This is a genomic window from Tissierella sp. (assembly GCF_052089545.1).
Taxonomy (GTDB): Bacteria; Bacillota; Clostridia; order Tissierellales; family Tissierellaceae; genus Tissierella_A.
On record NZ_JBQDAA010000234.1, the window covers coordinates 1 to 3,409 of the forward strand.

A 3,409-nucleotide genomic window follows, 5' to 3' on the forward strand; every position below is an offset into this window, starting at 1 on the left:
CTAGTTTAAGAAGATTATTAATAGGATATGTTATAGCAGTTTTATTAGGGATTGGAATTGGGATATTACTTACTGTAAGTAAGACGATAGACGAAACCTTTGGAGTACTTATTCTTTCATTTCAATCTGTACCTAGTGTAGTATGGTTACCTTTAGCAATGTTATGGTTTAGTATGGGGGAAACAGCTATAATTTTTGTAGTAGTTATTGGGGGTATATGGAATATGATTTTAAACTCTGCTACAGGAATTAGAAATGTAGACCCTGGACTTATTAAATGTGGCAAAAATCTTGGATATAAAGGTTTAAATTTATTCAGAAAAATTATTATACCGGCTTCAATTCCTCAGATTATTACAGGTATGAGACTGGCTTGGGCATTTTGTTGGAGAGGATTAATGGCAGCTGAAATTTTAGGAACAGGTCAAGGACTCGGACAAATATTGATGTGGGGAAGAGACATGGGTAATATGAGTACTGTCCTATCTATAATGTTTATGATTGCTTTTACAGGACTATTAACAGATAATTTGATATTCAAGAAAGTTGAAAATAAAGTTTATAAAAGATGGGGTCTATTAACATAATAAGGGAGTGTTTTAATTGAAAAAAGTTTTATTAACTATATTACTTATTGCAGTATCAATCTCACTAATAGCATGTGGAGAAGAAGAAAGTAGTAATCAAGAAGTAAATTTAGGGTATTTTCCCAATATATCTCATGCGCCAGCAATGATAGGAATTGAAAAAGGAATATTCGAGGAATCTTTTGGAGAAGCAACAGTAAATACTAAGAACTTTCCTAATGGTTCATTATTTATGGATGCATTATCTACTGGACAAATAGATATGGGATATGTAGGACCGGGCCCTGCTTTAAATAGATTTTTACAGGGTGGGGAAGTTGTAATGATTGGAAATGCAAGTAAAGGAGAAAATGTATTAGTGGTAAGAAATGATATAGAGTTTAATGATGTAAAAGATTTAGATGGTAAGATTGTAGCTACTCCTTCTACTGGGTGTACTCATGACTTAATTTTCAGAAAGATGCTTGAAGAAAATGGCATGTCAGTAGAAGAAAACGGAGGAAAAGTGAAGAGAATAGCTCAAAAACCTGCAACTATGATAGGTTTATTTCAACAAAAACAAATAGATGCAGCAATGGTTTCAGAGCCTTGGGCTTCACAAATGGAATCAAAAGGTGTAGCTAGAGTAGTAAGAGATGTTAAAGAAGTACCTTGGAAAGGAGATATTCCAGCAGCTGTTTTAGTTGCAAGAAAAGACTTTGTAGAATCAAATCCTGAAATTATAGAAAAATTCATAGCAAGTAATGAGCAGGCAGTAGAGTATATTAATAATAATAAAGAAGAAATTGAAGGGATTGTATCAAAACAAATAAAATCTATTACTAATCAAGAAATAGAAAAAGAAATAATAAATAGTTCTTTAAATAGAGTAGAGTATTCTACGGAAGTTAATAAAGAAATCCTTCAAGAATTTGCTAATCTATCTAAATCTCTTGGTTTTATTGAAGGAGATAGTGATTTAGGAAAATTCTTTGGGAATAATTTATAAGGAGATGTGATCAGATGTTAGTTAATAATATTACAAAATTAGTGGGCAATACTCCTATTGTTAAACTAAATAGGCTTCCAAGTGAAAATTCTGCTGAAGTATATTTGAAATTAGAAGGATTTAATCCAAGTAGTTCTGTAAAAGATAGGGCTGCATTAAATATGATTAATGAAGCAGAAAGACAAGGACTAATAAAGCAGGGTGGAACAATAATTGAGCCTACATCTGGGAATACTGGTATTGGATTAGCCATGGTAGCTTCTGCAAAAGGATATAAATCTATTATAATAATGCCAGAGTCAGCAACTTCAGAAAGAATAAGTCTATTGAAGGCTTATGGGGCTGAAGTGATATTAACTTCAGCTGAAAAGTTAATGTCTGGATGTATTGAAAAGGCAGAAGAATTATTAAAAGAAATACCTAACAGTTTCATGCCCAATCAATTTATTAACATGTCAAATCCTAATGTTCACAAAAAATCTACTGCTTTAGAAATACTGAAGGATATGAATGGAGAATTAGATATATTCATCTCTACTGCAGGAACAGGTGGTACAATTAGTGGAACAGGAGAAATATTAAAACAAGAATTACCTAATTTAAAAATTTACGTAGTCGAAGCAGAAAATTCTCCAGTAATAGCTGGAGGAAAACCTGGTGATCATAAAATAGTAGGTACAGGTCCAGGGTTTATACCAGATACACTGAATATGAGTATATTTGATGAAATTGTTCATGTTACTGACGATGAGGCTCTTAGTACAACTAAAGAATTAGCAAGGCAAGAAGGGATATTATGTGGTCCTTCTTCTGGAGCATCTACCTTTGTAGCATTACAAATGGCAAAAGAATTAGGTCCAGGAAAAAAAGTTTTAGCTATAGCTCCTGATTCTGGAGAAAGATATTTGAGTATGAATATATTTGAATAATAATAAAAGGTTCCTATCATAGGAACCTTTTATTATTATTCAGAAATCAATTCAGTAGTATTTCTCTTATTAGGCCATATATTACTAAATAATACAAAAACAATAGCACTAGAAATTAATCCAGGAAATATTGGATCAAGCCCAAAGAATGGTACTATATTTCTTTCTACTAATAATACCGCAGTACTTCCTACTATAACAGAAGATAGCGCACCAGCAACACTTGCTTTTTTCCAATAATGTCCTACTACATAAGGTAGAAATGAGCCTCCTGCTCTTAATGTAAATGAGAACATGAGTAGTGCTATAATACTTTGTGTATTAGCTAGAGCAACAATCATTCCGAGTAACCCTACTAGTACCATAGTAAATTGTGTTACTCTTAATACCTTTTTATCCGAAGCAGCTTTGTTTATATAAACTTTATAAATATCGTTAGAAAATATGGAGCCAGCACCTAATAAATCAGAATCAGCACTACTCATTGTAGCGGATATAAGTCCTGCAAATAAGAGACCAACAAGAACTGGTGGCATTGTTTGAATTGCAAGCGTTGGAAGTGCATATCTTGCCCCATTCGTCATAATTTGAGTTGCATCAAGAGCTCCAGTTTGCACCATTGAATATGTGATAACCCCAAGTATTGCAGGGATGAAGGCAAATACTACATATACTCCGGCAGCAATTAAAGAACCTCTTACTGCAGATTTTCCATCTTTAGCTGCATAATATCTTTGTACTGCTTCTTGACCTACAGCAAAAGAAGCTGTGTACATGACTATGAGTGATATTATGGTTTTTAAACCTATTCCTTCAGTATATGATAATTTTGCAGCAGGTACTATTTCTGTAACATTACCCCATCCACCTGCAGCATCTAGTGCAAATGGAACAACTAATATCAT

At 33.1% G+C, this 3,409-nt stretch carries 4 protein-coding genes; 3 read left to right on the forward strand and 1 reads right to left on the reverse strand.

The window, feature by feature from the left end; translation table 11 throughout:
• The 3 genes from ACTHW2_RS12135 to cysK form a co-directional block, all read left to right on the forward strand.
• Positions 1-587: ABC transporter permease (locus tag ACTHW2_RS12135; protein WP_442264174.1), on the forward strand; the 587-nt coding region annotated here is incomplete at its 5' end.
• Between the two features lie 16 nt (positions 588-603).
• Positions 604-1,575, forward strand: coding sequence for an ABC transporter substrate-binding protein (locus ACTHW2_RS12140; protein WP_442264175.1), 972 nt, complete (start codon positions 604-606; stop codon positions 1,573-1,575).
• 14 nt (positions 1,576-1,589) lie between these two features.
• Entirely contained in the window at positions 1,590-2,504 is a 915-nt protein-coding gene (gene cysK / locus ACTHW2_RS12145) for a cysteine synthase A (RefSeq protein WP_442264176.1), read from the forward strand.
• A gap of 35 nt (positions 2,505-2,539) precedes the next feature.
• Here cysK and ACTHW2_RS12150 read toward each other — a convergent pair.
• The coding region (locus ACTHW2_RS12150; protein WP_442264177.1) for a sodium:solute symporter family protein at positions 2,540-3,409 on the reverse strand (870 nt) is incomplete at its 5' end.

What these genes read in the sequence shown, in the direction of transcription:
- cysK (WP_442264176.1), top strand. Translation starts at nt 1,590, where the DNA reads ATGTTAGTTAATAATATTACAAAATTAGTGGGCAATACTCCTATTGTT.